The 25,179-nt window shown below is 66.8% G+C and carries 25 protein-coding genes and 1 tRNA gene; 2 read left to right on the top strand and 24 right to left on the bottom strand.

Features of this window, described 5'->3' with window-relative positions:
- Window positions 1-113 precede the first annotated feature (113 nt).
- Complete coding sequence (gene rnhA / locus WG922_RS13385; protein WP_340283174.1) at window positions 114-560, bottom strand: ribonuclease HI; 447 nt, start codon at window positions 558-560, stop codon at window positions 114-116.
- On the bottom strand, window positions 557-1,318 hold the full coding sequence (locus WG922_RS13380) for a class I SAM-dependent methyltransferase (RefSeq protein WP_340283230.1): 762 nt from the start codon (window positions 1,316-1,318) through the stop codon (window positions 557-559). Before WG922_RS13380 ends, rnhA begins: the two co-directional genes overlap by 4 nt.
- A gap of 19 nt (window positions 1,319-1,337) precedes the next feature.
- Here WG922_RS13380 and gloB point away from each other — a divergent pair, with 19 nt between their 5' ends.
- Entirely contained in the window at window positions 1,338-2,111 is a 774-nt protein-coding gene (gene gloB / locus WG922_RS13375; protein ID WP_340283173.1) for a hydroxyacylglutathione hydrolase, read from the top strand.
- Window positions 2,108-3,715 carry a transglycosylase SLT domain-containing protein gene (locus tag WG922_RS13370; RefSeq protein WP_340283172.1) on the top strand — a complete coding sequence of 536 codons (1,608 nt, stop codon included), beginning with the start codon at window positions 2,108-2,110 and terminating at the stop codon, window positions 3,713-3,715. The genes gloB and WG922_RS13370 overlap by 4 nt, the downstream gene beginning before the upstream one ends.
- Before the next feature lie 312 nt (window positions 3,716-4,027).
- Here the strand turns inward: WG922_RS13370 and WG922_RS13365 are convergent, their stop codons facing one another.
- The 22 genes from WG922_RS13365 to pnp all read right to left on the bottom strand — a co-directional run bounded on the left by WG922_RS13365 (window position 4,028) and on the right by pnp (window position 24,961).
- Window positions 4,028-4,483 (bottom strand): DUF1178 family protein, encoded by a 456-nt coding sequence (locus tag WG922_RS13365; protein WP_340283229.1) that lies wholly within the window; start codon window positions 4,481-4,483, stop codon window positions 4,028-4,030.
- The gene (locus tag WG922_RS13360; RefSeq protein WP_340283171.1) at window positions 4,480-5,067 is read right to left on the bottom strand and encodes an NUDIX hydrolase; all 588 of its coding nucleotides are present in this window, start codon (window positions 5,065-5,067) and stop codon (window positions 4,480-4,482) included. The genes WG922_RS13365 and WG922_RS13360 overlap by 4 nt, the downstream gene beginning before the upstream one ends.
- Window positions 5,068-5,170: 103 nt before the next feature.
- On the bottom strand, window positions 5,171-5,473 hold the full coding sequence (locus tag WG922_RS13355; RefSeq protein ID WP_340283170.1) for a DUF2818 family protein: 303 nt from the start codon (window positions 5,471-5,473) through the stop codon (window positions 5,171-5,173).
- Window positions 5,474-5,492: 19 nt separating this feature from the next.
- Window positions 5,493-6,980: an NADH-quinone oxidoreductase subunit NuoN gene (nuoN, locus tag WG922_RS13350; RefSeq protein WP_340283169.1), complete on the bottom strand. Its 1,488-nt coding sequence runs from the start codon at window positions 6,978-6,980 to the stop codon at window positions 5,493-5,495.
- Window positions 6,981-7,000: 20 nt separating this feature from the next.
- Window positions 7,001-8,476 carry an NADH-quinone oxidoreductase subunit M gene (locus tag WG922_RS13345; RefSeq protein WP_340283168.1) on the bottom strand — a complete coding sequence of 492 codons (1,476 nt, stop codon included), beginning with the start codon at window positions 8,474-8,476 and terminating at the stop codon, window positions 7,001-7,003.
- A gap of 13 nt (window positions 8,477-8,489) precedes the next feature.
- Window positions 8,490-10,586, bottom strand: coding sequence for an NADH-quinone oxidoreductase subunit L (gene nuoL / locus WG922_RS13340; protein WP_340283167.1), 2,097 nt, complete (start codon window positions 10,584-10,586; stop codon window positions 8,490-8,492).
- 71 nt (window positions 10,587-10,657) lie between these two features.
- Complete coding sequence (nuoK, locus tag WG922_RS13335) at window positions 10,658-10,966, bottom strand: NADH-quinone oxidoreductase subunit NuoK (protein ID WP_340283166.1); 309 nt, start codon at window positions 10,964-10,966, stop codon at window positions 10,658-10,660.
- Window positions 10,963-11,619 carry an NADH-quinone oxidoreductase subunit J gene (locus WG922_RS13330; RefSeq protein ID WP_340283165.1) on the bottom strand — a complete coding sequence of 219 codons (657 nt, stop codon included), beginning with the start codon at window positions 11,617-11,619 and terminating at the stop codon, window positions 10,963-10,965. Before WG922_RS13330 ends, nuoK begins: the two co-directional genes overlap by 4 nt.
- Before the next feature lie 26 nt (window positions 11,620-11,645).
- Window positions 11,646-12,215 (bottom strand): NADH-quinone oxidoreductase subunit NuoI, encoded by a 570-nt coding sequence (nuoI, locus tag WG922_RS13325; protein ID WP_340283164.1) that lies wholly within the window; start codon window positions 12,213-12,215, stop codon window positions 11,646-11,648.
- A gap of 102 nt (window positions 12,216-12,317) precedes the next feature.
- Window positions 12,318-13,400 (bottom strand): NADH-quinone oxidoreductase subunit NuoH, encoded by a 1,083-nt coding sequence (nuoH, locus tag WG922_RS13320; protein WP_340283162.1) that lies wholly within the window; start codon window positions 13,398-13,400, stop codon window positions 12,318-12,320.
- Window positions 13,397-15,526 (bottom strand): NADH-quinone oxidoreductase subunit NuoG, encoded by a 2,130-nt coding sequence (gene nuoG, locus WG922_RS13315; protein ID WP_340283161.1) that lies wholly within the window; start codon window positions 15,524-15,526, stop codon window positions 13,397-13,399. Before nuoG ends, nuoH begins: the two co-directional genes overlap by 4 nt.
- 19 nt (window positions 15,527-15,545) lie before the next feature.
- On the bottom strand, window positions 15,546-16,913 hold the full coding sequence (gene nuoF / locus WG922_RS13310; protein WP_340283160.1) for an NADH-quinone oxidoreductase subunit NuoF: 1,368 nt from the start codon (window positions 16,911-16,913) through the stop codon (window positions 15,546-15,548).
- Window positions 16,910-17,401 (bottom strand): NADH-quinone oxidoreductase subunit NuoE, encoded by a 492-nt coding sequence (nuoE, locus tag WG922_RS13305; RefSeq protein ID WP_340283228.1) that lies wholly within the window; start codon window positions 17,399-17,401, stop codon window positions 16,910-16,912. Before nuoE ends, nuoF begins: the two co-directional genes overlap by 4 nt.
- Window positions 17,402-17,412: 11 nt before the next feature.
- Window positions 17,413-18,666, bottom strand: coding sequence for an NADH-quinone oxidoreductase subunit D (locus tag WG922_RS13300; protein WP_340283159.1), 1,254 nt, complete (start codon window positions 18,664-18,666; stop codon window positions 17,413-17,415).
- Window positions 18,667-18,677: 11 nt separating this feature from the next.
- Window positions 18,678-19,301, bottom strand: coding sequence for an NADH-quinone oxidoreductase subunit C (locus WG922_RS13295; protein WP_340283158.1), 624 nt, complete (start codon window positions 19,299-19,301; stop codon window positions 18,678-18,680).
- A gap of 64 nt (window positions 19,302-19,365) precedes the next feature.
- On the bottom strand, window positions 19,366-19,845 hold the full coding sequence (locus WG922_RS13290) for a NuoB/complex I 20 kDa subunit family protein (protein WP_340283157.1): 480 nt from the start codon (window positions 19,843-19,845) through the stop codon (window positions 19,366-19,368).
- Window positions 19,846-19,912: 67 nt separating this feature from the next.
- Complete coding sequence (locus tag WG922_RS13285; protein WP_340283156.1) at window positions 19,913-20,284, bottom strand: NADH-quinone oxidoreductase subunit A; 372 nt, start codon at window positions 20,282-20,284, stop codon at window positions 19,913-19,915.
- Window positions 20,285-20,344: 60 nt separating this feature from the next.
- Window positions 20,345-20,429: transfer RNA gene (locus WG922_RS13280), tRNA-Leu, on the bottom strand.
- A gap of 114 nt (window positions 20,430-20,543) precedes the next feature.
- Entirely contained in the window at window positions 20,544-20,978 is a 435-nt protein-coding gene (gene secG, locus WG922_RS13275; RefSeq protein WP_340283154.1) for a preprotein translocase subunit SecG, read from the bottom strand.
- Between the two features lie 31 nt (window positions 20,979-21,009).
- On the bottom strand, window positions 21,010-21,765 hold the full coding sequence (tpiA, locus tag WG922_RS13270) for a triose-phosphate isomerase (protein WP_340283153.1): 756 nt from the start codon (window positions 21,763-21,765) through the stop codon (window positions 21,010-21,012).
- Window positions 21,766-21,784: 19 nt separating this feature from the next.
- On the bottom strand, window positions 21,785-22,771 hold the full coding sequence (locus WG922_RS13265) for an NAD(P)H-quinone oxidoreductase (protein WP_340283152.1): 987 nt from the start codon (window positions 22,769-22,771) through the stop codon (window positions 21,785-21,787).
- Window positions 22,772-22,825: 54 nt separating this feature from the next.
- A complete protein-coding gene (gene pnp / locus WG922_RS13260) occupies window positions 22,826-24,961 on the bottom strand; it encodes a polyribonucleotide nucleotidyltransferase (RefSeq protein WP_340283151.1) in 2,136 nt (711 codons plus the stop codon).
- Between the last annotated feature and the right edge of the window lie 218 nt (window positions 24,962-25,179).

The following is a 25,179-nucleotide window of genomic DNA, read 5'->3' as shown; positions in this document are numbered from 1 at the left end:
AGTGTTGCTCGAGCGCGGCGGTTCAGCGCGGATGCGCCGCTCGGCACCTTGCACGCGGGCTCGGTGCAGCCGCGGGCAAGACCCATTGCGCGGCGCGCCCGCCGGCGCGCGGGTCAGCGACGCATCGTCTGCTCGCAGCCGCGGTTGGCGAGCAGGTCGGCGCGCTCGTTGCCGGGGTCCCCGTTGTGTCCGCGCACCCAGCGCCAATCGATCACATGGCCGCCCTGCTGCACCAGCGCGTCGAGCTGCTGCCATAGCTCGACGTTCTTCACCGGCTGCTTGCTGGCGGTGCGCCAGCCCTTGGCCTTCCAGCCGGGCAGCCACTCGGTGATGCCCTTGAGCACGTACTGGCTGTCGAGCCAGAGGGTGACGTTGCACGGCCGCTTCAGCGCCTGCAGGGCCTGGATCACCGCCATCAGCTCCATGCGGTTGTTGGTGGTGACGGGTTCGCCGCCGAACAGTTCTTTTTCGGTGCTGCCGGACTTCAGCAGTACACCCCAGCCGCCGGGGCCCGGGTTGCCCTTGCAGGCGCCGTCGGTGTAGATCTCGATGGAGTTCAAGGCTTGTGCTTGCGTTGGTGGATGCGGTGGCCGCGGTTGGCCACGGGCACGGGGGCCGTGGCGATCTTCGTCTTGCGCTTCCAGCGTTGGCCCATCACGCGCACGCCCCGCACGCGCTTGACGGCCACCAGGAAGTAGGCGGCTCCGAAAATGGGCCACCAGCGCTCGCCCAGGCGGTCCATCCATTCGTAGCGCGCGAGCCATTTTTCGCTGGACAGCGCCGGGCGCCAGCAGCCGAAGCTGCCGATCTCGACCTCGAAGTTGAGCAGCCGCAGCCAGTCGCGCAGCCGCCGGTAGCCGATGAACTCGCCAGCGTCCGGCAGGTACAACTGCCCCACGCCGATGCGCTGCAGCATGCGTGCCCGCGCCTGGCGCATGCCCCACAGGCTCGCGGGGTTCAGCCCGCTGATGACGACCTTGCCTTCGGGCACCAGCACCCGCTCCACTTCGCGCAGGGTGCCGTGCGGATCGGCACTGAGTTCGAGGGAATGCGGCAGGATCACCAGGTCGAGGCTGCCCGCCTCGAAGGGCAGCGCATGCGAATCGGCCACCAGGTGAGGCCGCCGCCCGCGGGCGTCTTCGCCGTGCTGCAGTCCTAGCCAGCGGTGCGGCATGCGGTTGGCGCGCAGCGAATCGATGTCGGGCAGCCCCAATTGGAGCGCGTGGTAGCCGAAAATGTCGGCGACGGCGTCATCGAAGGCCGCTTGCTCCCAGGCCTGCAGATAGCGGCCCGGGGGTGTCTCCAGCCACTGCTGCATTCCTATAATCCGCTCGCTCATGAACTTGATTCCACTGCCGGCCTTCCAGGACAACTACCTCTGGCTGTTGCAAGACGGACATCGGGCACTGGTCGTCGACCCTGGCGATGCCGACCCCGTACATGCCGGATTGCGGCAGGCCGCAGCGCAGTTGGAAGCAATTCTAGTCACGCACCACCATGCGGACCACACCGGCGGCGTGGCCTCCCTGCGCGAATCGACCGGCGCCGCGGTGTTCGCCCCGGTGCGCGAAGCCGTCCCCGAGCCGGCCACCCGCGTGGCACACGGCGACACGGTGCGGGTTCTGGGGCTGAGTTTCCAGGTGATCGCGGTGCCCGGGCATACGGCCGGCCACATCGCCTACTACTGCCCCGATGCCGGCGGTCTGCCGCTGCTCTTTTGCGGCGACACGCTGTTCTCGGGCGGCTGCGGCAGGCTATTCGAAGGAACGCCGGCGCAGATGCTGGCGTCGCTGGATACGCTGTCCGCCCTGCCCGGCGCCACCCGCGTCTGCTGCGCCCACGAATACACGCTTTCCAACCTGCGCTTCGCCTGCGCCGTGGAGCCCGACAACACCGACCTGCAGCATTACCTGCGCCACTGCGAGCAGCGGCGCGCGGCCGACCAGCCCACCCTACCCAGCACCCTTGCGCAGGAACGGCTTATCAACCCCTTCCTGCGCACCCGCGAGGCGACCGTCGTGCGCGCCGCCCATGCCTACAACGGCGCGGATCCGGCCGACGAAGTCGCCGTGTTCGCCGCCATCCGCGAGTGGAAAAACAACTTCCGATGACACGACTCCTGAACCTGGCCGCCCTGGGCCTGACGCTCTGGCTGGCCGGCTGCGCCAGCGTGCCTGGCGAGAGTTCCAGCCCCGCCTCACCGGCGCCCGGCGCCTCGGCCGAGGCCGACACCGGCCCTGCGCCGGCCGCCGCCCACCATCCACGAGCGACGCCCCCCGTGGCTGCCGCGCGGCCCGCGGCGCCCGCGCTGCGTGCCTTGTCCGAAGGCGGCCCGCTCAAGCCGATCTCGGTCGCCGAGCTGGCGTCCGAGGGCGTTGCCATGCTGGAGCCGCCGCCCGACATGTGGCATCGCATCCGCCAGGGATTCGCCATGCCCGATCTCGACGGAGATCTGGTGCGCCAGCACGAGCAGTGGTATGCGAGCCGCCCCGACTACATCCAGCGCATGACCGAGCGCTCGCGCAAGTACCTGTTCCACGTGGTCGAGGAACTGGAGCGTCGCGGCATGCCGAGCGAGCTCGCCCTGCTGCCCTACATCGAAAGCGCCTTCAATCCGCAGGCGGTCTCCAGTGCCCGGGCCGTGGGCATGTGGCAGTTCATGCCGGCCACGGGCGCCGATTTCGAGCTGCGCCAGAACCTGTTCCGTGACGACCGCCGCGACGTGCTGGCCTCTACCCGCGCGGCGCTGGACTACCTGCAGATGCTGCACGGCATGTTCGGGGACTGGCACCTGGCGCTGGCCGCCTACAACTGGGGCCAGGGCAGCGTGGGCCGCGCCATCGCGCGCAACCAGAAGGCGGGCCTGCCCACCAGCTACGAGCACCTGAACATGCCTGCCGAGACGCGCAACTATGTGCCCAAGCTGCAGGCGGTCAAGAACATCGTGGCCAACCCGGAGCGCTTCCGCACCGAACTGCCACTGATCGAGAACCACCCCTATTTCCAGGCCGTGGACATCACGCGCGACATCGACGTGGAACTGGCGGCCAAGCTGGCCGACGTGCAACTCGAGGACTTCAAGGCGCTGAATCCTTCGCTGAACCGCCCGGTCATCCTGGCCGCCGGTACCCCCCAGATCCTGCTGCCCTGGGACAACGCCAAGGTGTTCAGCCGCAACCTCGAAGCCTATGCCTCGGGCCAGTATGCGAGCTGGACGGCCTGGACCGCACCGGCCAACATGAGCGCAGGCGACGCCGCGCGCCGCGTCGGCATGAGCGAAGCAGATTTCCGCAGCATCAACAACATTCCGCCGCGCATGATGATCCGCGCCGGATCGGTGGTGCTCGCACCGCGCCATGCCAAGGTGCTGGAGGACGTTCCGGGCCGTGTAGCCGACACCGCGCAGCTGCACCTGGCACCCGAGGTGGTGACCCGGCGCACCGTGGTGAAGGCGCGCAAGAACGATACGGTGGCGCGGATCGCCGCACGCTACCGGCTGCGGGCTTCGGACGTGGCCCACTGGAACGAGGTGTCGGAAAAGGCTGCCTTGAAGGTCGGGCAGCAAATGATCGTGTACCTGCCGGTGCGTGCGACGTCGCAATCGGCGGCCAACCGCAGGTCGGCGCCCTCCAGCCGGACCACGACCGCTCGAAAGAGCCGTCCGCCACAGGCCCGCGCAGCGAAGCCGGTACCCAAGGTCGCCGGTAGCCGCTGAGCCGGCGCAGCGCAGCGCAGCGGGAGAAGGCGCAAAGCGATGCGCCTGCGTGCCGGCCGGGCGGACCTCCGGCTGGCTCGGGCGAGGTGAAGGCGACAACTCGCCAAAGCGCGAGAGCATGAAGGGCGTCCAGGCAGGACGGCCGGCGTGGGGTGTCACACCGGAGTCTCAGGCCAGCCGGCGCCCAGCGATGCGCATGGTGTCGTGACTGTGGCGCGAGACGCTCGGCTGCCTGCCGTTGCGCCGCTCGCGATTCCCAGCGTTGCGAGGTACGAGACGGCCGCGAATCCGTGATGCGGCGGCCCGTGAGCCCTACTGCAAGGGCTCTTTCAGCGCCTTGGGAATGGGCAGAGGCAGCACGCTGATGCCCTCGTCCAGCAGCGCCTCGGTTTGTTCGCGCGTGGCCTGGCCGCGTATGCCGCGCTCCTGGACTTCGCCGTGGTGGATGCGCCGGGCCTCCTCGGCGAAACGCTCGCCCACGTCTTCGGTATGGGCCAGCACATGCCGCACCATCTTGAGGTAGGCGGCTTGCAGTGACTGTGCGGTCGGCGCAGCCGCTGCAGGCACGGGGTGCTCGCGCGATGCCGGCGCCGGTTCACCGGCGCCGAGGTTCAGGCGCGGCGCGCTCGGCAGCTTGACGATCTGTGTGTCGCCGCACATCGGGCATTCGAGCAGGCCGCGCTCGAGCTGGCTGCGGAAATCGTCTTCCGAGCCGAACCAGCCCTCGAAACCGTGCTGGGATGCGCATTGGAGGTTCAGCACCTTCATGGTGGGGAAGATGGCGTCTGCCAGTCGAGATTCCAAGCCCCCGCCAGCACCTGCTGCACCCACAGCGCGCCGGTGAGCGTCTTCGCGTCGGTGATGGTGCCGTCGCGGCACCAGTCGCGCAGCTGGTCGGGGGTGGCGTCGATCACCTCAACGAACTCACCGGCGTCGAGCTGGCTGCGCCCGGGCGTCAGCCCGCGGGCGAACCAGATCTCGATGAACTCGTCCGAATATCCGATGCACGGATGCAGCCGCCCGGCGCGCGCCCATTCGCGCGCCGTATAGCCGGTCTCTTCGGTGAGTTCGCGCATGGCCGCGCGCAGCGGCTCTTCGCCCGCATCGAGCTTGCCCGCCGGGAATTCGGTCATCACCTGCGCCACGGCATGCCGGTACTGCCGCTCCATGAGCAGGCGGCCGTCGTCCAGCAGCGGCACGATCATCACGGCGCCCGGATGCACGACGTACTCGCGGCTGGCCTGGCCCCCGTCGGGCAGTTCCACCACATCGCGCACTACCCGCAGGAAGTTGCCGCGCAGCAGTTCCTCGCGGCGCAGGGTGCGCTCTCGCAGGTGGGTGTCGCTTGGCATGGCGTGCGTGCCGTTCTCGTGGTGCTGTGACGCTCGTTGTGGCTGGATGATGCAGTCGCTCAGTGTGGCTGCGTGCAGGCGCTCCATGCCGGTTTGCTCACGTTTAGTCGCGATGCTTGTAGAGATAGCGCCACACGAAGCCGGGGAACGCCAGCGTCAGGAAGAGCGCGCCGGTGATGGCGTAGAACTCCCAGCCCTGCGGGGCGATCTGGCCTGCCCTGCGCTCGAGCAGCAGCCCGACAGCGCCGACCAGCACGTACAGGACCAGCAGCTCGACCAACCGCAGCGAGAGCGACTTGGGCCTGCGCAGGGGAACGAGGCCGAAGAGCCGCTGCGTGAGAAAAGGCAGATTGGCCGCGGCCAGCGCCAGCACGATCACCAGCCAGATGGCTGCGGTCTGGGACATGGATGGATCCGGATCCGGCTCAGCCGGCCAAGGTCCGCACGATGGCGTCGGCGCACAGCGCCATCAAGCCGCCGGGCAGGATGCCGAGCACCAGCACCAATGCGCCGTTGACGGTCAGCACCGCGCGGACATCGGCGGGCGCCGAGACCCGCACGGCCGTGATCGGTGCGTCGAAGTACATGACCTTCACGACGCGCAGGTAGTAGAAGGCGCCGATCAGCGACACCAGCACGGCGAAGATGGCCAGTCCGATGTAGAGGCCCTGGCCCGAGCCCACCAGCGCCTGCAGCACAGTGAGCTTGGCATAGAAGCCGACCAGTGGCGGCACGCCCGCCAGAGAGAACATGCACACGGCCATGATGGCCGCAAAGAGGGGGCTGCGCTGGTTCAGGCCAGCGAGGTCGGCGATCTCCTCGCTCTCGAAACCTTCGCGCGCCAGCAGCAGCATGACGCCGAAGGTGCCGAGCGTGGTCAGCACGTAGGTGACCACATAGAACATGGAGGCGCTGTAGGCGTACTGGGCGTTGGCCGTGCTGTTGCCAACGAACCCGGCCGTGAGGCCCAGCAGCACGAAGCCCATCTGTGCAATGGTCGAATACGCCAGCATGCGCTTGAGGTTGGTCTGGGCGATGGCGGCCAGGTTGCCCACCAGGAGCGATGCGATGGCCAGCACCGCCAGCATCTGCTGCCAGTCGATGGCCAGCGGCATCAGCCCCTCGACCAGCAGCCGGATGATGATGGCGAAAGCAGCGAGTTCGGGCGCCGCGCCCACCATCAGCGTGATGGCCGTAGGTGCGCCGTGGTAGACGTCGGGGACCCACATGTGGAAGGGAACGGCACCGACCTTGAAGGCCAGGCCCGCGACGATGAAGACCAGCCCGAACACCAGCACGTCGTGCCGGATGCGGCCACTGGCGATCACCTGGAAGACTTCGTTGATGTCGAGCGAGCCGGTGGCGCCGTAGAGCATGGACAGCCCGTACAGCAGGAAGCCGGACGCCATGGCGCCGAGCACGAAGTACTTCATGGCGGCTTCGGTCGCGCGCTCGTTGTCGCGCCGCAGCGCCACCAGGGCGTAGCTGCTGAGGGTGAGCACTTCGAGGCCGAGGTAGATCACCAGGAAGTTGCTGCCGCCGATCATGATGAACATGCCCAGCAGCGAGAACAGGCCCAGGGTGAAGAGTTCGCCGCCGCGCAGCATGTCGCGGTCGGCGGCATAGGGGCGGCCGTAGACCAGGGTCACCAGCATCGCGATGGCCGCGAAGGCCTTGAGCCAGTTGCCCATGGGGTCGCTCACGGCCATGCCGCCGAAGCCGTAGAGGGTCTGCCCGGTGAGGGCGAACTCGACGCTCAGCCAGGTGACCACGACCAGCGTCGCGACGGTGAGGCCATAGGTGAGGGTGCGCAGGCGGGTCGTCACGCCGAGGTCCACCAGCGCGATGACGCAGGCCATCACCAGCAGCAGGATCTCGGGCGCGAGGACGTACAGGCTCAGGGTGTCCAGCATGACGGGGTCGGCCTAGGTTGTCAGTTCAGTTTGGATGCGGACACGTGCCGCAGCAGCTCTTCGACCGAGACGTTCATGACGTCGGTGAAGGGCTTGGGGTGGATGCCCATGTACAGCACCGCGACGGCCAGGATGCCCAGCATCAGGAACTCGCGGGCGTTGATGTCGGAGAGCTGGCGCACGTCGTCGTTGGCGATGGGTCCCAGGTAGACGCGCTTGAACATCCACAGGGTGTAGGCGGCGCCGAAGATCAGCGCGGTGGCGGCAGCCAGGCCGAGCCCGAAGTGCGCCTGGGTCGCGCCCAGGATCACCATCCACTCGCCGACGAATCCGGCCGTGGCCGGCAGGCCGCAGTTGGCCATGGCGAACAGCAGCGCGAAGGCGGTGAAGTTGGGCATGGTGTTGACCACCCCGCCGTAGCTCGCGATGTCGCGCGAATGCACCCGGTCGTACAGCACGCCGATGGACAGGAACATGGCACCCGAGACGAAACCGTGGGCGATCATCTGCACCAGGCCTCCGGCGACGCCGAGCGGATTGAAGATGAAGAAGCCGAGCGTGACGAAACCCATGTGCGCGACCGACGAATAGGCCACGAGCTTCTTCATGTCCTGCTGCACCATCGCGACCAAGCCGACGTAGATCACCGCCACCAGCGACAGCGCGATCATCAGCCAGGCCCACTCGCGCGCCGCATCGGGCGCGATGGGCATGGAAAAGCGCAGGAAGCCGTAGGCGCCCAACTTGAGCATGATGGCCGCCAGAACGGCCGAACCGCCCGTCGGCGCCTCGACGTGCACGTCGGGCAGCCAGGTGTGCACCGGCCACATCGGCACCTTCACCGCGAAGGCGGCGAAGAAGGCGAAGAACACCAGCGTCTGCACTCCTGCGGCCAGCGGCAGGCGGTGCCAGGTGAGGATGTCGAAGCTGCCGCCCGCGGCCCAGTAGAGGTAGATTAGCGCCACCAGCATCAGCAGCGAGCCGAGCAGCGTGTAGAGGAAGAACTTGAAGGCCGCGTAGATCTTCCGCGGGCCGCCCCAGATGCCGATGATGAGGTACATCGGGATGAGGGTCGCCTCGAAGAAGACGAAGAACAGCATCGCGTCGAGCGAGGCGAACACGCCCACCATCAGGCCGGACAGGATCAGGAACGCGCCCATGTACTGGTTCACGCGTTCGGTGATGGCCTCCCAGGCCGAAATGACCACGATGACGGTGATGAAGGCCGTCAGCAGCACGAACCACAGCGACAGCCCGTCCACGCCCAGCACGTAGTTGATGTTGAAGCGGGGAATCCAGGTGGCGCGCTCTACGAACTGCATCGCGGCGGTGCCGTTGTCGAAGCGCGCATAGAGCGGCAGCGTCACCAGGAAACTGAGGATCGAGCCGATCAGCGCGATCCAGCGGACCGTGCGCGCCTGCTCGTCGCGTCCCATGGCAAGGACCAGCACGCCGAAGGCGATCGGGGTCCAGATGGCAAGGCTCAACAAACCCATTTTTCTTCTTCTCCTACTTGCCCAGCCAGGTCGCCCACGGGGCAACGAACCACGTCAAGAGCACGAACAGGCCCAGGATCATCCCGAGGGCATAGTGATACAGATAGCCCGTCTGCAGGCGGCGCGTGACGGCCGCGAACATGCCGACGAGGCGCGCGCTGCCGTTGACCGCGGCACCGTCGATCAGCGCCTCGTCGCCGCCCTTCCACAACAGCGTGCCGAGCCCGCGGGCACCGCGCGCGAGGATGTGCTCGTTAATCCAGTCCAGGTAGTACTTGTTGTCCAGCAACGTGTAGATCGGCATCGCGCGGCGCTTGATCGCGGCCGGCAGCGCCGGGTTCACCAGGTACATGTACCAGGCCAGCACGACGCCCGCGAGGGCGAGCCAGAACACCGGCGTCTGCAAGGCGTGCAGGGCCATTGCCACCGGGCCGTGCCACAGCTCGCGCAGTCCGGCCATCGCCGGGTGCCGCGCATCGACGGTGATGGCGTCCTTCAGGACGTCTCCGAACAGCAGCGGACCCATGGTGAAGAAGCCGATGACGACGGAGGGAATGGCCAGCAGCAGCAGCGGCACCGTGACGACCCACGGCGACTCGTGCGGCCGGTCGTGGTGTCCGTGTCCGTGCACGGCGTGGTCCTTGTGCGAGACGTCGGGCTCCTCGTCGGAAAAATGGGCCGGATGCGCTGCATGCGCATCGGCGCCGTGGTGCGCATCCGGGTTCTGGTCGAAGCGCTCCTTGCCGTGGAACACCAGGAAGTACATGCGGAACGAGTAGAAGGCCGTCACGAACACGCCGGCCATCACGGCGAAGTAGGCGAAGCCGGCGCCGGGCAGGCGGCTGAAGTGCACCGCCTCGATGATGCTGTCCTTGGAGTAGAACCCGGAGAACAGCGGCGTTCCGATGAGAGCCAGCGAGCCGAGCAGCGAGGTGATCCAGGTGATGGGCATGAACTTGCGCAGCCCGCCCATCCACCGGATGTCCTGGTTGTGGTGCACGCCCATGATCACCGAGCCGGCCGCGAGGAACAGCAGCGCCTTGAAGAAGGCATGCGTCATCAGGTGGAAGACCGCCACCGAATACGCCGACGCGCCGAGCGCCACGGTCATATACCCCAGCTGCGACAGCGTGGAATAGGCCACCACGCGCTTGATGTCGTTCTGGATGATGCCCAGGAAGCCCATGAACAAGGCAGTGATGGCGCCGATCACGAGGATGAAGGACAGCGCGGCGTCACTCTGCTCGAACAGGGGCGACATGCGCGCGACCATGAAGATGCCTGCCGTGACCATGGTCGCGGCGTGGATCAGCGCCGAAATGGGGGTGGGGCCCTCCATCGAGTCGGGTAGCCAGACGTGCAGCGGGAACTGCGCGCTCTTGCCCATGGCGCCGATGAACAGGCAGATGCAGATGACGGTGATCAGCAGCCAGTCGGTGCCGGGAAAGCCGATGCGGGCGAGCTCGGGCACGCGGGCGAAGGTTTCGGCGTAGCTGAGGGTGCCGGCATAGGCAGCGATCAGGCCGATGCCGAGGATGAAGCCGAAGTCGCCGACCCGGTTGACCAGGAACGCCTTCATGTTCGCGAAGATGGCGCTCGGTTTGTTGTACCAGAAGCCGATGAGCAGATAGGAGACCAGGCCCACCGCCTCCCAGCCGAAGAACAGCTGCAGGAAGTTGTTGCTCATCACCAGCATCAGCATGGCGAAGGTGAAGAGCGAGATGTAGGCGAAGAAGCGGTTGTAGCCTTCGTCTTCCTCCATGTAGCCGATGGTGTAGATGTGCACCATGAGCGAGACGAAGGTCACGACGCACATCATCATGGCGGTGAGGCCATCGACCAGGAAACCGATCTCCATGCGCAGGCCACCGACGACCATCCACTCGTAGATGGTTTCGTTGAAGCGCGCGCCATCGACCACGACGCTGCGCAGCGTGCTCGCCGACAGGATGAAGGCGACCAGCACACCCAGGATGGTGAGGCTGTGCGAGAGGCGCCGGCCGAACCACCGTCCGCCAAAGGTGGTGCCGAAGATCCCGGCCAGCACCGCGCCGGCCAGCGGGGCCAGCGGTACGGCGAGCAGGGTCGATGCAGAGAGGGTCTGGCTCATGGTTGTTCTTGGTATGGAAACTCCGGCGCTCGCCCCGCGGGAGAACCGCGAAGCGCGACGTGACGGGTTTCCTAGCCCTTGAGGGTGTTGAGTTCTTGCACGTTGATGTTCGACTTGTTCCGGAACAGCAGCACCAAAATGGCCAGCCCGATGGCCGATTCGGCCGCGGCCACGGTGAGGATGAAGAACACGAACACCTGCCCGTGCATGTCGCCGAGGTAATAGGAGAAGGCGACGAAGTTCATGTTGACCGCCAGCAGCATGAGCTCGATCGCCATCAGCAGAACGATCAGGTTGCGACGGTTCAGGAAAATGCCCACGACCGAGAGCGCGAACAGGATGGCGCCGACGGTGAGGAAATGTCCGAGGGTGACGGTCATGCCTTGCCCTCCGGTGCGCCGGCTTCGGGGGCGGCCGCGGCGGGCGCTGCCGTCGTGGGGGCGAGCTTCACGATCTGCAGCCGGTCGCTGGCGCGCACCCGCACCGCCATCGCGGGGTCGTAGTGGCGGCTGTCCTTGCGCTGGCGCAGGGTCAGCGCGATGGCCGCGACGATGGCCACCAGCAGCAGCACGGCGGCAATCTCCAGCGGGTAGAGGTATTGGGTGTAGAGCAGCACGCCCAGCTCACGGGTGTTCGAGACCTCCACCCCTTCGGCCACGGCAACCACCGGACGCACCTCCTCGCCGACACGGAAGCCACCGAGCAGCACCGCCGCCATTTCGAGCGCGATCACCACGCCGATGAAGCCGGCCAAGGGAAAACGCTTCCAGAATCCGGCGCGCAGCTGATCGACATCGATGTCCAGCATCATGACGACGAACAGGAACAGCACCATCACCGCGCCGACATAGACCAGCACCAGCGTGATCGCCAGGAACTCGGCGCGCAGCAGCAGCCACAGGGCGGAGGCCTGCGAGAAGGCCAGCACCAGGTACAGCGCGGCGTACACCGGGTTGCGCACGGTGACCACGCGGAACGCGGCAAACAGCAGCAGCGCCGAGAAGAGATAGAAGAAGCCGGTCTTGACGTCCATGGTGTGTTCTTTTTTTCGGCTGCGCCTCAGCGGTACCTTGCGTCCGCGGCCTTGGATGCGGCGATCTCGGGCTCGTAGCGGTCGCCGACGGCCAGCAGCATTTCCTTGGTGAAGTAGAGGTCGCCCCGCTTCTCGCCGTGGTATTCGAGGATGTTGGTCTCGACGATGGAATCGACCGGGCAGCTCTCCTCGCAGAAGCCGCAGAAGATGCACTTGGTGAGGTCGATGTCGTAGCGCGTGGTGCGGCGCGTGCCGTCGGCGCGCTGGTCCGATTCGATCGTGATCGCGAGCGCCGGGCACACCGCCTCGCACAGCTTGCAGGCGATGCAGCGTTCCTCGCCGTTCTCGTAGCGGCGCAGCGCGTGCAGCCCGCGAAAGCGCGGCGACAGCGGCGTCTTTTCTTCGGGGAACTGCACCGTGATCTTGCGGCTGAAGGCGTACTTGCCCGTCACCGCCATGCCCTTGAACAGCTCGACCAGCATGAAGCTGGAGAGGAAGTCCTTGAGGGAGAAGGCGGACGCCCTCTCCGTCGGCCGCTCCGTCGGCGGCCGCTGCGTCGGCTGGTCCGACGGCCTGGTGATGGTATCAGTCGACATAGTGTGAATTCCGGCGCGAGACGGCACGCGAGCGCACGGCGACGGCCGGCGCCCCTGGGGGGCGCGGCGACCGACCGCCATGGCGAGCGTGGTGGCTCACGTTCATTTCCAGATGTTGTAGGGGGTCTGCATCCACAGCCCCACGACGACCAGCCAGACCAGCGTCACCGGAATGAAGATCTTCCAGCCCAGGCGCATGATCTGGTCGTAGCGATAGCGCGGGAACGTCGAGCGCACCCACAGGAACATGGTGACGACCATGAAGGTCTTCATGCCCAGCCAGATCCAGCCCGGGATCCAGTTGAGCACCGGCGCATCGATCGGCGGCAGCCAGCCTCCCAGGAACAGCACCACCGCGAGGATGGACACGAGCCACATGTTGGCGTACTCGGCCAGGAAGAACATGGCGAAGCTCATGCCCGAGTACTCGATCATGTGGCCCGCGACGATCTCGGATTCACCCTCGACCACGTCGAACGGATGGCGGTTGGTCTCGGCGAGGCCCGAGATGAAAAAGACGACGAAGATCGGCAGCAGCGGCAGCCAGTTCCACGACAGGAAGTTCAGGCCCATGCCGGCGAAGTAGCCCACGTCCTGGCGCAGCACGATCTGCGTCATGTTGAGGGTGCCCGACACCATCAGCACGATGACCATGCAAAAGCCCATCGCGATCTCGTAGCTCACGATCTGGGCCGACGCGCGCAGCGCGCCCAGGAAGGCGTATTTCGAGTTGGACGCCCAGCCGGCGATGATGATGCCGTAGACCTCCAGCGAGGTGATCGCGAGCAGGAACAGCAGCCCGGCATTGATGTTGGCCAGCACGACGTCGGGCCCGAAAGGGATGACCGCCCACGCCGCGAGGGCCGGCATGATGGTCATCACGGGGCCCAGCAGGAACAGGCTCTTGTTGGCCGCCGACGGAAGGATGATTTCCTTGGTGAGCAGCTTCAGCGCGTCGGCGATGGGCTGCAGCAGGCCGAGCGGTCCGGTGCGGTTGGGGCCGACGCGGATCTGCGTGAAGCCGATGGCCTTGCGCTCCCACAGCGTGAGGTAGGCGACGGCGCCCAGCAGGGGCAGCACCACCGCGACGATCTTGATCAGCGTCCACACCACGGGCCAGCCCATCCCGGACCACCAGGGCGCCGCAAAGAGGCCGTTGCCGAAGCCGTAGAGGGTGTCGATCATGCCGGCTCCCCCTGCGCGGCGCGTGCCATGCGCGCATCCGCCGTGAGCTGCAGCGAAGGCGCGCGGCGCACGATGCTGTCGAGCTCATAGATGGCGGCGGTTGCCGGCCGCCCGGGCACCACCGAGAGATCGATGGCCGCGGCCGTGCGGTTGTCCAGGCCGCCCTGCACGAAGGCTTCGCCGGCGTCGGCGCCGCGCGCCGCCGCCAGCACGTCCTGGGACGACTCGAACTCGAAGCCGCCCAGGCCCAGCATGTTGCCGAGCACACGCAGCACCTTCCAGCCCGGACGCGTCTCGCCCATGGGTTTGACGACGGCGTTGAAGCTCTGCACGCGGCCTTCGGCGTTGACGAAGGTGCCGGGTGTTTCGCTGAACGGCGAGATCGGCAACAGCACGTCGCTGATGTCGAGGTTGCAGCGGAACGGGCTCAAGGTGACCACCATCTCCGCCTTCGCCAGCGCGGCGACCGCGCGCTCCCCGTGTGCCGCGTCGTGGGCGGGCTCGGTGTTCAGGAGGATCGCTGCCTTCAGCGCGCCTTCGAGCATCTGGCCCGCGTGCAGACCGCCCGGCCCCGGCAGGGCCCCGACCAGTTGCGCGCCCACCGTGTTGGCGGCTTCGGTGAGAAAGCCCACCGCGGCGGCGGTCTGCTCGCCGATCCACTGGGCCAGCGCGAGCAGGCTGCCGGCCTTCGCGTGGTGGGCCGCGGCGTTGCCCAGGAGGATGGCCTTGCGCTCGCCGGACAGCAGCGACCGCGCGACCCGCTTCGCAGCGTCGTCTGCCTCGGCCTGCACCGGCGCGGCGATGCCCTTTTCGGCTGCGACGGCGGCGGCGATGGCGGCGAGAGAACGGGCCCACTCACCCGCGGGAACGACCGCGTGGGACAGCAGCGGCATCGCCCAGTCGTGGGCGACGTCGTGGATGACGCTTACCTGGGCGCCCGTGCGGCTCGCTGCGCGCACGCGCAAGGAGAACAGCGGGTGGTCCTTGCGCAGGTTCGAGCCGACCACCAGCACGCGCTGCAGGTCGGACAGCTCGGCGATGCGCATCCCCAGCCAGCGCACGCCCTCACCCGAGGAGAACTCTGCGTGGCGCAGGCGGTGGTCGATGTTCTCGCTGCCCAGGCCGCGCACCAGCGAGCCGGCGAGGAACAGCTCCTCCACGGTGCTGTGCGGGCTGACCAGCGCACCGATGGACGCGGCGCCGTGGTCGGCCTTCACCTGGCGCAGGCCAGTGGCGACGTACTCGAGGGCGGTCTGCCAATCGACCGTCTTCCACTCGCCGCCCTGCTTGATCATGGGCGCGGTCAGGCGGTCGCCACCGTCGAGCGCCTCATAGGAGAAGCGGTCGCGGTCGGCCAGCCAGCACTCGTTGACGGCGTCGTTCTCGAGCGGCAGCACCCGCATGACCTTGTGGTTCTTGACCTGCACGATCAGGTTGGCGCCGGTGGAGTCGTGCGGGCTCACGCTCTTGCGGCGCGAGAGCTCCCAGTTTCGGGCGCTGTAGCGGAAAGGCTTGCTGGTGAGCGCGCCGACCGGACACAGGTCGATCATGTTGCCCGAGACCTCGGAATCGACCGTGTCGCCGAGCACGGTGGTGATCTCGGAGTGCTCGCCGCGATGGATCATGCCCAGCTCCATCACGCCGGCGACCTCCTGGCCGAAGCGCACGCAGCGGGTGCAGTGGATGCAGCGGGTCATCTCCTCCATGGAGATCAGGGGGCCCACGTCCTTGTGCAGCACCACGCGCTTTTCTTCCTCGTAGCGCGAGGCCGAGCCGCCGTAGCCGACGGCGAGGTCCTGCAGCTGGCACTCGCCGCCCTGGTCGCAGATGGGGCAGTCGAGGGGGTGGTTGATCAGGAGGAACTCCATGACCGACTGCTGCGCCTTCACGGCCTTGTCGCTGCGGGTGCGCACGATCATGCCGTTGGTGACCGGCGTGGCGCACGCCGGCATGGGCTTGGGCGCCTTCTCGACATCGACCAGGCACATGCGGCAGTTGGCCGCGATGGACAACTTCTTGTGATAGCAGAAGTGCGGGATGTAGGTGCCCGCCTTTTCGGCCGCATGCATCACCATGCTGCCTTCGGCGATCTCCACCTTTTTTCCGTCGAGCTCGATTTCAACCATGTTGTTGTGCTTTCCGGGATCAGCCGCGCGCGCCCGCGGGCACGGGCACCTGCGCGTCCGAGGTCGGCAGGTTCGGGCGGGCGATCTTGGCCTCGAACTCGTGCCTGAAGTGCTTGATCATGGCGCGCACCGGCATCGCCGCCGCATCCCCCAGCGCGCAGATGGTGCGGCCCTGGATGTTGTCGGCCACGGAGTTGAGCAGGTCCATGTCGGACGGCTTGCCGTGGCCGTTGTGGATGCGGTCCACCACGCGCCAGAGCCATCCGGTGCCCTCCCGGCACGGCGTGCACTGGCCGCACGACTCGTGCATGTAGAAGTAGGACAGGCGGCGCAGCGACTCGACCATGTCGCGGGTTTCGTCCATGACGATGACCGCGCCCGAGCCGAGCATGGAGCCGGCCTTGGCAATGGAGTCGTAGTCCATCGTGCACTGCATCATGAGGTCGGCCGGCAGCACCGGGGCCGACGAGCCGCCCGGGATCACCGCCTTGAGCCTGCGCCCACCGCGCACGCCGCCGGCGAGCTCGAGCAGCGTGCCGAACGGCGTGCCCAGCGGAACCTCGTAGTTGCCGGGCAACTCGACGTCGCCGGAGACCGAGAAGATCTTGGTGCCGCCGTTGTTCGGCTTGCCGCGTTCGAGGTAGGCCTGGCCGCCGTTGCGGATGATCCAGGGCACGGCCGCGAAGGTCTCCGTGTTGTTGATCGTGGTCGGCTTGCCGTACAGGCCGAAGCTGGCCGGGAACGGCGGCTTGAAGCGCGGCTGCCCCTTCTTGCCTTCCAGCGATTCGAGCAGGGCGGTTTCCTCGCCGCAGATGTAGGCGCCGAAACCGTGGTGGGCGTGCAGCTGGAAGCTGAAGCTGCTGCCCAGGATGCGCTCGCCCAGGTAGCCCGCCGCCCTCGCCTCTTCCAGCGCCTCTTCGAAGCGGTCGTAGGTCTGGAAGATCTCGCCGTGGATGTAGTTGTAGCCCACGGTGATGCCCATCGCATAGGCCGCGATGATCATGCCCTCGATGACGATGTGCGGGTTGTAGTGGAGGATGTCCCGGTCCTTGCAGGTGCCGGGCTCGCCCTCGTCGGAGTTGCACACGAGGTACTTCTGCCCCGGGAATTGGCGGGGCATGAAGCTCCACTTGAGCCCCGTGGGAAAGCCTGCGCCGCCGCGTCCGCGCAGGGCGCTTTCCTTGACGGTGGCGATCACCTGGTCCTGCGTCAGGCCCTGCGACAGGATCTTGCGCAGCGCCTGGTAGCCCTCGCGGGCCTCGTAATCCTTGAGGCGCCAATTGGTGCCGTCGAGGCCGGCGTAGATCTGCGGCTCGATGTGGCGGCCATGGAAGCAGGTCTGCACTCCGGTGGCCTGGAATTGCGCGAGAACGTGTTGGGCGTTCATCGGGATGGCTCCGCGTTCTTCAGACCCTCGACCAGCTGGTCGAGCTTGTCGTCGCTCATGAAGCTGCACATGGTGCGGTCGTTCACCAGCATCACCGGCGCGTCGGCGCAGGCGCCCAGGCACTCCGACTGCTGCAGCGTGAACAGACCGTCGGGCGTGGTCTCGCCCATCGCCACGCCGAGGCGCTGCTCCAGGTGGTGCAGCGCATGGCCGCCGCCGCGCAGCTGGCACGGCAGGTTGGTGCAGACGTTGAACTTGTAGCGGCCCAGCGCCCGCTGGTTGTACATGTTGTAGAAGGTGCTGACCTCGTGCACGGCGATGGGCGGCATGCCGAGGTAATCGGCGACCGCCTTCTCGAAGTCGGCGTTCAGGTGGCCCTGCTCCTGCTGGACGATGGCCAGGCAGGCCATGACGGCGGACTGCTTCTGCTCGGGCGGGTACTTGGCAACTTCGCGTGCGAAACGCGCGCGCGTGGCCTCGGAAAACACTACGGCCTGGTTCATCGGTCGATCTCTCCGAACACGATGTCCATGGTCCCGATCACGGCCACGGCATCGGCGATCATGTGTCCGCGCGAAAGCTCGTCCATCGCGGACAGGTGGGCAAAGCCCGGCGCGCGGATCTTGATGCGATAGGGCTTGTTGGCACCGTCGCTCACGATGTAGATGCCGAACTCGCCCTTCGGATGCTCGACGGCGGCGTAGGCCTCGCCCTCGGGCACCCTGAAGCCTTCGGAGAAGAGCTTGAAGTGGTGGATGAGCTCTTCCATGTTGGCCTTCATGGACTCGCGGTCGGGCGGCGCCACCTTGTGGTTGTCGGTGATCACGGGCCCGGGGTTGACCCGCAGCCACTCGACGCACTGCTGGATGATGCGGTTGGACTCGCGCATCTCCTGCACGCGCACGAGGTAGCGGTCGTAGCAGTCGCCCGTCTTGCCGATCGGGATGTCGAAATCGAGCCGGTCGTACACCTCGTAGGGCTGCTTCTTGCGCAAGTCCCAGGCGACCCCGCTGCCACGCAGCATGGGGCCGGTGAAACCCAGGGCGATCGCGCGCTCGGCCGTCACGACGCCGATGCCGACGGTGCGCTGCTTCCAGATGCGGTTGTCGGTGAGCAGGGTCTCGTATTCATCGACGTAGTGCGGAAAGCGCCTGGTGAAGTCGTCGATGAAGTCCAGGAGCGAACCCTGGCGGTTGGCGTTGAGCTCGCGGATGGCGCGCTCGTTCTTGATCTTGCTTGCCTTGTACTGCGGCATGCTGTCGGGCAGGTCGCGATAGACGCCACCCGGGCGGAAATAGGCCGCGTGCATGCGCGCGCCCGACACCGCTTCGTACATGTCGAACAGGTCTTCCCGCTCGCGAAAGCAGTAGATCAGCATGTTCATCGCGCCGATGTCGAGACCGTGCGCACCGAGCCACAGCAGGTGGTTCATCAGGCGCGTGATCTCGGCGAACATCACCCGGATGTACTGCGCACGCAGCGGAACATCGACGCCCAGCAGCTTCTCGATGGCCAGGCAGTACGCGTGCTCGTTGCACATCATCGACACGTAGTCCAGCCGGTCCATGTAAGGCAGCGTCTGGAGATAGGTGCGGGTTTCGGCCAGCTTCTCGGTGGCGCGGTGCAGCAGGCCGATGTGCGGGTCGGCGCGCTGGATCACTTCGCCGTCGAGCTCCAGCACCAGGCGCAGCACGCCGTGGGCCGCCGGATGCTGCGGGCCGAAGTTGAGGGTGTAGTTCTTGATTTCTGCCATGGCCGCCCTTCTCAGTGGAGGTTTCCATAGTTGTCTTCACGGATGATGCGCGGCGTGATCTCGCGCGGCTCGATCGTCACCGGCTGGTAGATGACGCGCTGGCGCTCGGCGTCGTAGCGCATTTCGACCTCGCCCGACACCGGGAAGTCCTTGCGGAACGGGTGCCCGATGAAACCGTAGTCGGTCAGGATGCGGCGCAGGTCGAGGTGTCCCTCGAACACGATCCCGTAGAGGTCGAACGCCTCGCGCTCGAACCAGTTGACCGCCGGCCACACGTCCATGAGCGAATCCACGACCGGCAACTCGTCGTCCGGCGCGAACACCCGCAGGCGTACACGCTGGTTCAGCTCGAGCGACAGCAGGTGCACGACCACCGCGTACCGTGGGCCGTCCCAGGCGCCGTTGCGGTATTCGCTGTAATCGACTCCGCAGAGGTCGATCAGCTGATCGAAGCGGCATTCCGGCGCGTCGCGCAGCGTGAGGGCAGCCTTCATGTAGTCGGCCGCTGTCACGGTGACCGTGATCTCGTCCAGGACCAGATCGACCCGCTTGGCCAGGGGCCCGAGCGTGTCGGCGACGGCTTGTCGCAAAGCCGTTGGGTCGACGGCGAACGGAGGTGCAGCACGATCTGTCATGTCGGGAGTCCTGCGGGCGCGCAGGCCAGGCGCTGCACTTCCCGGGTGGCGGGATGGTGGGACGTCATGCCCGGGCGATGGTCTGGGTGCGGCGGATCTTCTGCTGCAGTTGGATGATTCCGTACAGCAGCGCCTCCGCGGTAGGCGGGCAGCCCGGCACGTACACGTCCACTGGCACGATGCGGTCGCAGCCGCGAACCACGGAGTAGCTGTAGTGGTAGTAGCCACCCCCGTTGGCACAGGAGCCCATCGAGAGTACCCAGCGGGGCTCAGGCATCTGGTCGTAGACCTTGCGCAGCGCAGGCGCCATCTTGTTGCACAGCGTCCCGGCCACGATCATCAGGTCGGACTGGCGCGGGCTGGGGCGAAAGAGCATGCCGAAACGGTCGATGTCGTAGCGTGCGGCGCCCGCGTGCATCATTTCCACCGCGCAGCAGGCCAGGCCGAATGTCATCGGCCAGAGCGAGCCGGTCTTGGCCCAGTTGATCACCGTGTCCACCGTGGTGGTCACGAAGCCTTTGTCGGAGATGCCTTGGTTTGCCATATGACGAATTCCCACGGGTTCATGGAGCCGTTCCCCGCGCGACGTCGCGCGCGCTGAGCCGACGCCCTCACTCCCAGTCCAGCGCGCCCTTCTTCCACTCGTAGACGAACCCGACCACGAGGATGAGAAGGAAGACCATCATGGCCCAGAAGCCCACCGCTCCGATTTCCTGCAGGGAGACCGCCCACGGGAAAAGGAATGCGATTTCCAGGTCGAACAGAATGAACAGGATGGCTACGAGGTAATAGCGCACATCGAACTTGATGCGCGCGTTCTCGAACGCCTCGAAGCCGCACTCGTAGGGCGAGTTCTTGGCGGCGTCGGGCTTGTGGAAACCGGCGCCCCGCGCAAACAGGTGACCGAGGAGCTGCGGCAGGACCCCGATTGCAATGCCTACCAGGATGAACAAGAGGACGGGGAGGTACTGGTCTAGGTTCATCTTGGGGCCCGGGTCACCGCTTCAAGTCACCCGGCAATGCCGGTGACTCTCTTTTTGTGATGGTGCCGTCGGCGAGACTCGAACTCGCACAGCTTTCGCCACTACCCCCTCAAGATAGCGTGTCTACCAATTTCACCACGACGGCGTTTTGAGCTGCCCGGCAGCGCAGATGCTGCTTGTATTTCTTGCCTTGCCGGGCAGCCTCAGAGTTTACCCTGAAACCGTGGCGCTTCCAGAAGGAAGGCGCCACAAATTCGCGTCACCGCGCGGGAATCTGCGCGGGACCGGAAGCCGGCGCGGCCGGCTGGCCCGACGGCAGCGATGGCACGGCCGGGTTGGGTGCGGGACTCGGTGCGGCGGTTCCCGGAATCTGCGCAGCCCCGGTCGCCGGAGCGGGTGGCGCAACGGGTTGTTGTACCGCCCCGCGCTCGAGGACACTACCGGAGTCGGCCGGACGTGCTCCGCCGAAGTACGCCAGCGCCAGCGTGCACACAAAGAAGACGGTGGCGAGCACGGCCGTGGTACGCGAGAGGAAGTTCGCGCTGCCGCTGGCACCGAACAGGCTGCCCGAGCCGCCGCTGCCGAACGCAGCGCCCATGTCGGCTCCCTTTCCATGCTGCACGAGTATGAGCCCGATCATGGCGAGGGCAGACAGCAGCTGCAGGGTGAGGATGGCGGTGATGAGGAAATTCATGGGGTATCGACTCCGATGGGGATGCGCCGGCTCATGCGTTGCTGAAGCCGGCCGCGGCGATGATCTGCAGGAAGTCCGGGGCTTTGAGCGAGGCGCCGCCGATGAGCCCGCCGTCGATGTCGGGCTGCGCCAGCAGGCTTGCGGCGTTGCCCGCGTTCATGCTGCCGCCGTACAGGATGTGCACGCGCTCGCTGTGGGGCGTGGCGGCATGCAGCTGGGACCGCAGCACGGCATGCACCTGCTGCGCCTGCTCGGGCGTGGCGGTCTTGCCGGTGCCGATGGCCCATACGGGCTCGTAGGCGACGACGATCTCGCTGATGCAGTGGCCGTTGACATGGATGACGGCCGCAAGCTGGCGCTTGACCACCTCTTCGGTCCGGTCGGCCTCGCGCTCGGCCAGCGTCTCGCCGACGCAGACGATGGGAGTGATGCCGTGGGCCAGCGCCGCACGCGCCTTTTCGGCCACCAGCGCATCGGTCTCGCCGTGGTACTGCCGTCGCTCTGAATGGCCGACGATCGCGTAGCGCACACCGAATTCCTTGAGCATGCCGGCGGACACCTCGCCGGTGTAGGCGCCCTGCTCGTGCGCCGACACGTCCTGCGCGCCGAGCTCGAGCGCGCTGCCGTGGCGCAGCACCTGCAGCTGCGACAGGTAGGGCGCTGGCACGCACACCGCAGCGATGCAGTCGGCGCCGGCGAGCCCCGCCATGACGGCACGCACCAGAGCGTCGTTGGCCTCGATGCTGCCGTTCATCTTCCAGTTGCCGGCAATCAGTTTCTTTTTCATTGCTCTCGTGGTCGTGGGTTCACCAGGTCAACACGATCTTGCCGATGTGCTGGTTGGATTCCATGAGCGCATGCGCCTGGGCAGCCTGGCCGGCTGCGAAGGTGCCATGGATCACGGGCCTGATGCGGCCGGCCTCGATCAGGGGCCACACCTTCTCGCGCAGCGAGCTCGCGATGGCGGCCTTGAAAGCCACCGGCCGCGGGCGAAGCGTCGAGCCCGTGATGTGCAGGCGCCGGCGCAATACCAGCCCCGAGTTGATCTCGGACCTGGTGCCTCCCTGCACCGCGATGATGACGAGCCGGCCGTCTTCGGCGAGGCACTCAAGCTCCCGGGCGACATAAGCGCCGGCAACCATGTCGAGCACCACATCGACGCCCGCGCCGCCGGTCAGGCGCCGCACCTCGGCCGCGAAGTCCTGGGTGCGGTAGTTGATGGCGTAGTCGGCGCCCAAACGCAGGCATGCGGCGCACTTGTCGTCGCTGCCGGCAGTGACGATCACGGTCGCGCCCCAGGCCTTCGCCATCTGGATGGCAGTGACCCCGATGCCACTGGAGCCGCCCTGCACCAGGAGCGTCTCGCCCGACGCAAGACGCGCGCGGTCGAACACGTTGCTCCAGACAGTGAAGAAGGTCTCCGGCAAGGAGGCCGCCTCGATATCGCTCAAGCCGCCCGGCACCGGCAGGCACTGGCCGACCGGAGCGACACACAGCTGCGCGTAGCCTCCGCCGGCGACGAGTGCGCACACCCGCTCGCCAGCACGCAGGCCGGCCGCGGCCATGGCCTGCGCGTCGCCATCGACGATGGTGCCGGCGACTTCCAGGCCGGGGATGTCGGATGCGCCCGGCGGCACGGGGTAGTTGCCCGTGCGCTGCAGCACGTCGGGGCGGTTCACGCCACTGGCTGCGACGCGGATCAGGACCTCGCCGACCCCGGCCACGGGGTCTGGCCGCTCGGCGAGCCGCAGCACCTGCGGGTCGCCGAACTGGCTGATTTCAACGGCTTTCATGCGGATCTCGGTGTGGGCGCCGTCCGGCGGGAGCCGGGCGGCCGCTCGTTGCGCTCAGAGGTCCTGGGGCTCCGCTGCGGGCTGGCTCTCGCGCGCGGGACGCTCGATCAGGGCCTTCATGGACAGCTTCACGCGACCCTTCTCGTCGGTCTCGAGCACCTTCACGCGAACCATCTGGCCCTCGCTCAGGTAATCGGTGACCTTCTCGACCCGCTCGTGCGCGATCTGGCTGATGTGCAGCAGGCCGTCCTTGCCAGGCAGCAGGTTGACCAGCGCGCCGAAGTCGAGCAGCTTGGTGATCGGGCCTTCGTAGATCTTGCCGATCTCGACGACTGCCGTGAGCTGCTCGATGCGCTTCTTGGCTTCTTCGGCGCGGTCGGCATCGGTGGACGCGATGGTGATGGTTCCGTCTTCCGCGATGTCGATCTGGGTGCCGGTCTCTTCGGTCAGCGCACGGATCACGGCACCGCCCTTGCCGATCACGTCGCGGATCTTGTCGGGACTGATCTTCATGGTGTACAGGCGCGGCGCGAAGTTGCTCACTTCGGTCTTGGCCTCGCCCATCGCCTCCTGCATCTTGCCCAGGATGTGCATGCGTGCTTCCTTGGCCTGTGCCAGGGCGACCTGCATGATTTCCTTGGTGATGCCCTGGATCTTGATGTCCATCTGCAGCGCGGTGATGCCGTTGGTGGTGCCGGCCACCTTGAAGTCCATGTCGCCGAGGTGGTCCTCGTCGCCCAGGATGTCGGTCAGCACCGCGAAGCGGTTGCCTTCCTTGATCAGGCCCATGGCGATGCCCGCGACGTGCGCCTTCATCGGAACGCCCGCATCCATCATGGACAGGCAGCCGCCGCAGACCGAAGCCATCGACGAGGAGCCGTTCGACTCGGTGATCTCCGACACCACGCGAATGGTGTAGGGGAACTCTTCCTTGCTCGGCAAGCAGGCGATCAGCGCGCGCTTGGCGAGGCGGCCGTGGCCGACTTCACGGCGCTTGGTCGAACCCATGCGCCCGACTTCGCCGGTGGCGAAGGGAGGCATGTTGTAGTGGAACATGAAGCGGTCCTCGAACTCGCCGGCCAGCGCGTCGATGCGCTGTGCGTCGCGTTCGGTGCCCAGCGTGGTGACCACCAGCGCCTGGGTCTCGCCGCGCGTGAACAGCGCCGAGCCGTGGGTGCGCGGCAGCACGCCGTTGCGGATCTCGATGGGACGCACGGTGCGCGTGTCCCGACCGTCGATGCGGGGTTCGCCAGAGAGGATCTGGCTGCGCACGATGCCGGCTTCGATGGTGAACAGCAGCTCGTCCACCTTGACCGCCTCGTATTCGCCGCCCTCGGCCTTGAGCGTCTCGTGAATGGAGGCGGACGCCTCGCGCAGCGCCTGCGTGCGGGCCTGCTTGCTGCGGATCTGGTAGGCGGCGCGCAGCTTGTCTTCGGCAAGCTGCGTCACGCGGGCGATGAACGGCTCGTCGCGCGCCGGAGGCTGCCAGTCCCAGGCCGGCTTGCCGGCGTCGCGCACCAGTTCGTGAATGGCATCGATCGCGATCTTGCCCTGCTCGTGGCCGAACACCACGGCGCCGAGCATGACTTCCTCGGGCAGTTGCTGCGCTTCGGATTCGACCATCAGCACGGCCGCTTCGGTGCCGGCGACGACCAGGTCGAGCTGCGACTCCTTGCGCTGGGTCTGACCCGGATTCAGCACGTACTCGCCGTTGATGTAGCCGACGCGCGCGGCACCGATCGGGCCGGCGAAGGGAATGCCGGAAATGGCCAGCGCGGCACTGGTGCCGATCATGGCGGCGATGTCGGCATCGACTTCGGGATTGAGTGACACGGTGTGGATCACCACGTGGACTTCGTTGAAGAAGCCCTCAGGGAACAGCGGACGGATCGGACGGTCGATCAGGCGCGAGGTGAGAGTCTCCAGCTCGCTGGGCTTGGCTTCGCGCTTGAAGAAGCTGCCGGGAATCTTGCCCGCGGCATAGGTCTTCTCGATGTAGTCCACCGTGAGCGGGAAGAAGTCCTGGCCCGGCTTGGCGCTCTTGGAGGCGACGACGGTGGCGAGCACCACGGTGTCGTCGATGTTCACCAGCACCGCACCGGAGGCCTGGCGCGCGATCTCGCCGGTCTCCAGCGTGACGGTGTGCTGGCCCCACTGAAAGGTCTTGGTGAATTTCTTGAAGATGCTCATGTGCGTGCTTTCTCTCGGTTGATGGAGCAGACGCGGCGAACACGATGCCATTCCTTAGGGGCTCGACGAGCGCCGGGCAGGGAGGGCGCCCTCACCTTGCGCGCCCACCGTCCGCACCTGGGGTCCTCGAAGCCCGAAGGCGCCTGTAGCGCTCCTCGGCTTGGGCCGCAGCCCCTAAGGAATGACACAGCGCGTATTCGCGTGCCGTCTCCGAAGTG

The sequence above is a fragment of the Ramlibacter sp. AN1015 genome, from assembly GCF_037726105.1.
Classification (GTDB): domain Bacteria; phylum Pseudomonadota; class Gammaproteobacteria; order Burkholderiales; family Burkholderiaceae_C; genus Ramlibacter.
The sequence above is the reverse complement of the archived record's forward strand: the minus strand, read 5'-3'. Positions and strand labels throughout refer to the sequence as shown.